Source organism: Clostridium peptidivorans, from assembly GCF_900205925.1.
GTDB classification, from domain to species: Bacteria; Bacillota; Clostridia; order Clostridiales; family Clostridiaceae; genus Clostridium_AK; species Clostridium_AK peptidivorans.
Genome location: NZ_OAOD01000029.1, coordinates 24,350 through 30,760 on the forward strand (window position 1 = coordinate 24,350; position 6,411 = coordinate 30,760).

Annotated in this window: 4 protein-coding genes; all 4 read left to right on the plus strand. The window is 32.1% G+C overall.

Annotated elements, in window-relative coordinates:
* Positions 1-110: 110 nt before the first annotated feature.
* The 4 genes from CRN98_RS15825 (at position 111) to CRN98_RS15840 (ending at position 6,302) form a co-directional block, all read left to right on the plus strand.
* Complete coding sequence (locus tag CRN98_RS15825) at positions 111-1,502, plus strand: tyrosine phenol-lyase (RefSeq protein WP_341455853.1); 1,392 nt, start codon at positions 111-113, stop codon at positions 1,500-1,502.
* Positions 1,503-1,802: 300 nt separating this feature from the next.
* Positions 1,803-3,152 carry a sodium-dependent transporter gene (locus tag CRN98_RS15830; RefSeq protein ID WP_097028398.1) on the plus strand — a complete coding sequence of 450 codons (1,350 nt, stop codon included), beginning with the start codon at positions 1,803-1,805 and terminating at the stop codon, positions 3,150-3,152.
* A gap of 123 nt (positions 3,153-3,275) precedes the next feature.
* Complete coding sequence (locus tag CRN98_RS15835) at positions 3,276-3,959, plus strand: GntR family transcriptional regulator (protein WP_097028399.1); 684 nt, start codon at positions 3,276-3,278, stop codon at positions 3,957-3,959.
* A gap of 183 nt (positions 3,960-4,142) precedes the next feature.
* Positions 4,143-6,302: a type IA DNA topoisomerase gene (locus CRN98_RS15840; protein ID WP_097028400.1), complete on the plus strand. Its 2,160-nt coding sequence runs from the start codon at positions 4,143-4,145 to the stop codon at positions 6,300-6,302.
* Positions 6,303-6,411 lie beyond the last annotated feature (109 nt).

Below are 6,411 nucleotides of genomic sequence, written 5' to 3' on the forward strand. Positions count from 1 at the left end.
TTACCATTTATTTCTTGACATTCCATATATTTCATTATACAATAATTATGGTTGGTGATGTATGATGCATCATATAAAATATAGATTGAATTTCAAGGAGGAGTTTTATTATGGATTATATGGATTTAAGCAAGTACCCTGCAGAACCTTTCAAGATTAAGAGTGTTGAACCTGTTAAAATGATTTCAAGAGAAGAACGTGAAATCGCTATGAAAGAAGCTGGATATAATACATTCAACTTAAGATCAGAGGATGTATATATTGATTTACTTACTGACTCAGGAACTAATGCTATGAGTGATGCTCAGTGGGCAGGAATGATGATAGGTGACGAAGCTTATGCTGGTAGTAAAAACTGGATATTTTTGGAATCAACTATAAAAGAATTATTTGGATTTAAGCATGTTGTTCCTACTCACCAAGGACGTGGTGCAGAAAACATTCTTTCAACTATAGCTATTAAACCAGGACAATATGTAGCAGGAAATATGTATTTTACAACTACTAGATATCACCAAGAAAAAAATGGAGGTATTTTCGTAGATATAATCAGAGATGAAGCTCACGATGCAAGTATAGACGTTCCTTTTAAAGGTGATATTGATATTAATAAATTAGAAAAACTTATTGAAGAAAAAGGTGCAGAAAACATAGCTTATGTATGCCTTGCTGTTACTGTAAACTTAGCAGGTGGACAACCGGTTTCCATGGCTAATATGAAAGCTGTTAGAGAACTTACAGCAAAACATGGAATTAGGGTATTCTATGATGCTACTAGATGTGTTGAGAATTCATATTTTATCAAAGAACGAGAAGAAGGATATGCAAACGTTTCAATTAAAGATATAGTGCATGAAATGTTTAGTTATTCTGATGGTGCTACTATGTCAGGTAAAAAAGATGGTATCGTAAATATTGGTGGATTCTTAGCAATTAATGATGAAGAATTATTTGGAAAAGCTAAGGAAATAGTAGTAGTTTATGAAGGCATGCCATCCTATGGTGGTATGACTGGACGTGATATGCAGGCAATAGCAATTGGATTTAGAGAAGCAATGCAAGAAGAATATATAGAACATAGAATAAAACAAGTTAGATATCTTGGAAATAGATTAAAAGAAGCAGGGGTTCCTATAGTTGAACCAGTTGGTGGACACGCTGTATTCTTAGATGCAAGAAGATTTTGTCCGCATCTAGATCAAGAACAATATCCAGCTCAATCACTAGCAGCATCACTTTATATTGACTCTGGTGTTAGATCAATGGAACGTGGTATAGTTTCTGCTGGTAGAGATGTGAAGACAGGTGAAAATCATAAACCAAAATTAGAAACAGTAAGACTTACTATTCCAAGAAGAGTTTACACTTATAGACATATGGATGTTGTAGCTGAATCAGTTATTAATTTATATAAACACAAAGAAGATATAAAACCACTTAAATTCATATATGAACCTGCACAATTAAGATTCTTCACTGCAAAATTTGATTATGCAGAATAATGGAAATTAAAATAAAAATTTATTATTCTATATTATCAGGCTTCATGCCCGATAATATAGAATAATAAGTATGGTACAAAAAGGTATGTTGAGTATCAAGTGATTCTTAGACTCAGGTGGAGTTTGCTTATGAAGAATACTATCTCCAGCTGAGTCTTAGAAGAACTTATCCAGGGGCGTATCAGCCGTTATCTCCCACCTAAAAGGATGGGAGTATTACGGATGATTGCCATCGGATAAATAAAAGATATTACTTTATAATGACCTTTATTATGGGGTTGAAAAATGGGGAGGAGATGTATGAAAACTGAAGTTACTCTAAATACTCAAAATACTCAAAACGCTACTAAGTTTAAATCTAAATGGGGATTTATATTAGCATGTGTAGGTTCTGCCGTGGGTATGGCTAATGTTTGGGGATTCCCTTACAAATTAGGTAGTAACGGTGGTGGAGCATTTTTAGTAGCTTATCTTATATTTATAGCCATTTTTAGCTATATAGGGCTTTCTGCAGAATATGCAATAGGTCGTAGAGCAAAAACTGGTACACTTGGTGCTTATGAAAATGCTTGGAAATCTGGGGGCAAGGAAGGAATCGGCAAAATTGTAGGATGGATTCCACTTGCAGGTTCTATGTGTATAGCAATAGGTTACGCAGCAATTATTGCCTATGTACTTAAAGGATTGGCACAATCTGTTACTGGTACTCTCATGACCGTAGATACAGGCATATGGTTCGAATCATTTTCTATGAAAGATTATTCAGTTGTACCATATCATCTAATAGTAGTTATCGGAACATTGCTTACATTGACGCTTGGAGCAGATAGTATTGAGAGGACTAATAAGTTTATGATGCCATTGTTCTTTATACTATTTATAGTTCTTGCTATTCGTGTAGCATTCTTACCAGGGGCAGCAGAAGGATATAAATTCATGTTTATGCCAAGATGGGAATTTTTAAAAGATCCAATGGTTTGGGTTTGGGCTATGGGTCAAGCATTTTTCTCTTTATCTGTAACTGGAAGCGGAATGATTGTGTATGGTGCATATCTATCAGATGACGAAGATATCATAGATGGTGCAAAAAATACTGCTATATTTGATACAATTGCAGCAATAGTAGCGGCATTAGTTATTATACCTGCTTGTTTTGCATATAATGTAGATGTTGGGTCAGGACCAGGACTTCTTTTTGTAACTTTACCTAGAATACTACAAGACATACCAGGAGGCAGGGTATTTGCAATAATATTATTTACAGCAGTAGTATTTGGTGGAGTAACCTCCCTACAAAATATGTTTGAAGTAGTTGGCGAATCACTAATGCATAAATTTCCTAAATTAAAACGTGTTCCTATGTTAATATTACTTTGTATAATTTGTTTTGGTATAGGTGTTAATATGGAACCTATATTCAAATGGGGGCCATGGATGGATATTATATCTATATATATTATTCCAATTGGAGCAACTCTAGGTGCCATATCTTGGTTCTGGATTATGAAAAAGGAAGATTTAATTGACGAGATTAACTTAGGAGCTAAGAAGAAACAAGGAGATTTATGGTATAATATGGGTAGATACCTTTACGTACCATTTGCAACAATTTTATGTTTAATTGCGTTATTTATGAAAGTAGCATTTTAAATTTAATAGAGCTAATGTGGTGGAGTAGCACTCCACCCATTTTATTTACATAATGAAGTATTAATGGTATAATATATCAAGTTATTAGTTTGTTTTAATCAATAAAAAGACAGGAGTAGTGGAGTGTTAATTAACAAAAAAACTTTAAGTGATCAAATTTACGATATATTAAAAATGGAAATATTAAAAAGGGAAATCCCTTTTGGAACGAAACTAGTCAATAGAACGTTGCAAAAAAGATTTGAGGTTAGTTCATCTCCTATTCGAGATGCTATAAATCATTTAAATCAGGATGGACTTATTACATCTATTGATAACTCTGGAGCAACAGTAGTTGATTTTGATTACGATTTTTTTCTTGAAATAAATGAAGTGCTTTTGTATGCAGTTAACACTGGAATAAAATTGTCTTTTGAAAAGTCTAATATAGAAGAAGTTTGCAAACATTTAGAAGAGTATTTGCTGCTTCAAGAAAAGTATATAGGAACTGATAAATTTTATGATTATGATTATAAATTTCATAAAGCATTTATTGAATATTCCAAAAATGCTAGATTGAAAAAAATTTTTGATGAATATAACGTTCTTCATGAAATGCTTGTTAGAAATTATTATGAGCCGGAAACATTTCAAATTCAGGAAGACGGTATTGAGATACATAAACAAATAATAGATGCATTTAGAGCTAATGATTATCAATTGGCTATGACGCTTACCGAGAAGCATTATAAAGGTGCTGAACAGATTTTTAAAAAGGTACTTCAACGAGGAAAAGAAAAGCTTAAAGAAGATGATTCTTGTAATTAAACTAAATTGCTATTTATAAAAATACACTCAATAATTAATTTGAATTAATTATTGAGTGTATTTTAATTCGGTTTGTTTGTAAATGATATAATTTAAAGTTATATTATTATATCTTTTTTTGATATAATAATGTTTACTGTCATAATACATAAATATGTGGCAAACAGGAGGAAAGACTAGAATATGAAAAAAGTTATAATAGCAGAGAAACCTTCCGTAGCTAAAAATATTGCAGATGCATTTAATATAAAGACCAGAAGGGATGGTTACTTTGACGGAGATGACTATTTAATTACATGGGCATTTGGTCATCTTTTGCAGTTATATGATGCTAAAGACTATGATGAAAATATGAAAGCATGGAGACTAGAAAAGTTTCCGTTTATCCCAGAAAAATTTCAGTATAAGGTAAAATGTGATGGTGTACATAAAGCATCTGTGGATAAAGGTGCTGAGAAACAAATTAATATAATTAAAAGTTTAATAGATAGAGATGATGTGGATGGAGTTATATCCGCCACGGATTTTGATAGAGAAGGACAGGTCATTGGTGATGAATTGTTCTTATATTTTAATGAAAAAAAGCCAGTATTTAGAATACTATTAAATGAGTGGACGGCAGAAGAAGTAAAAAAGGGTATGACAAATTTAAAACCTAATGAAGAAATGAAATCACTTCAAGATGCAGGTATAGGCAGGCAATGGGCAGATTGGATAATAGGAATAAATTTAACCTCCGTTGCAACCCTTAGATATAATCCAAATGATAAGAAGATATTAAACATAGGAAGAGTTTTGCTGCCAACACTTAAAATAATTTATGATAGAGATAAAGAAATCGAAAACTTTGAGTCTTCAACTTACTACAAATTAATAGCAACTTTTAAGACTAAAAACAACGAGGAATTTGAAGGAACTTATTATGAAAATGATAATGAAAAGTTTGATGATAAAGAAATTCCAGAAAATATAGCTAAACTTCTAAAAGATAAAAGTGGAGAAATTATAGAAAAACAGGTAGAAAAGAAAAAAGATTATGCGCCGCTTTTATTTAACTTATCAAATTTACAAGGATATGTTACAAGTAAATATAAAGGATGGACCTCTGATAAAGTATTAAAAGTGGCACAATCCCTTTATGAAAAGAAGTTTATAACCTATCCAAGAACAGGCAGTGTTGCGTTAGAGGAAAGTTTAAAAGATAGAACAAAAAAAGTATTGGATGTAATTAAAAAGGGACTGCCTTATGAAAGTCAAATTAAGTTTATTGACAATAAGAGAATATTTGATAATTCAAAGGTAGAAAGTCACAGTGCTATAGTTCCAACTTATATGAAACCTACTGGATTGAATAAAGATGAAGAAATTGTATATACTGTAATAAAAAATAGATTTATAATGCAGTTTTTGCCAATAGCTGAATATGAAGAAACTAAACTGGTATCTAAAGTTAATGAAAGCAGCGTTAAAGGAGTATTTGTATCAAAGGGAAAAGTTCAAATAGTTGAAGGATGGCGCATTGTAGAAAAAACAGAAACTAAAGATACAATTTTACCAATGGTATCAGAAAAAGAAATTGTAGATGTAACTGACGGCAAAGTAAATACTGTTACTAAAAAGCCGCCAAAGCTTCACAATGAAAAAACCCTTTTAAGAGTTATGGAGACCTGTGGAAAGAGCTTTAAAGATGAAGAAGACACAGAAGAAATGATGGCTTCCATATTAAGTGGATTTAGTATAGGAACACCTGCCACAAGAGCGGAAACAATAAAGAAATTAAAGGATGCTTCTTATATACAGGCTAAGGGAAAGAGTCTTACTTGTACTGAGCTTGGAAAGACATTAATTGAGATTTTTCCTGCTAAGGAACTTTTAGACTTAGAGTATACAGGAAGACTTGAAAAAACCTTATCTGATATAGAAAAGGGTAAGTTTAAGAAGGATGAATTCTTAAGTATGATTAAGGAATTTACTATTAATGCGGTGGATTTAATTAAAAAAGATACATCAATGCTTAAGAATTTTAAGGTAGAAGTGCCAAATGGTACAGAAAGTTTAGGTGCATGTCCTATATGCGGTAACCCTGTAGTTGAAAATGATAAGGGATTTGGATGTACCAACTGGAAAAACGGATGTAACTTTACTGTATGGAAAAATGATAAATTTATAGCCTCCATAGGCAGAAAAGTTACTAGTCAAATGATTGAATTGTTACTTAAAAACGGAAAAGTTGGATTTAGAAATTTAAAGAGTAAGAAGGGAACCACTTATGCAGCTTACTTAAAATATGTAAGAGATGATAAGACAGGATACTATAAGTGGGAAATGGAATTTATCAAGTGATTCTTAGACTCAGGTGGAGTTTGCTTATGAAGAATACTTATCTCCAGCTGAGTCTTAGAAGAACTTATCCAGGGGCGTATCAGCCGTTATCTCCCACCTAAGAAAAGCA

Bases quoted from the DNA above. Each gene is read 5' to 3' on its own strand.
- CRN98_RS15825 (WP_341455853.1), top strand. From the start codon at position 111: ATGGATTATATGGATTTAAGCAAGTACCCTGCAGAACCTTTCAAGATT.
- CRN98_RS15830 (WP_097028398.1), top strand. From the start codon at position 1,803: ATGAAAACTGAAGTTACTCTAAATACTCAAAATACTCAAAACGCTACT.
- CRN98_RS15840 (WP_097028400.1), top strand. From the start codon at position 4,143: ATGAAAAAAGTTATAATAGCAGAGAAACCTTCCGTAGCTAAAAATATT.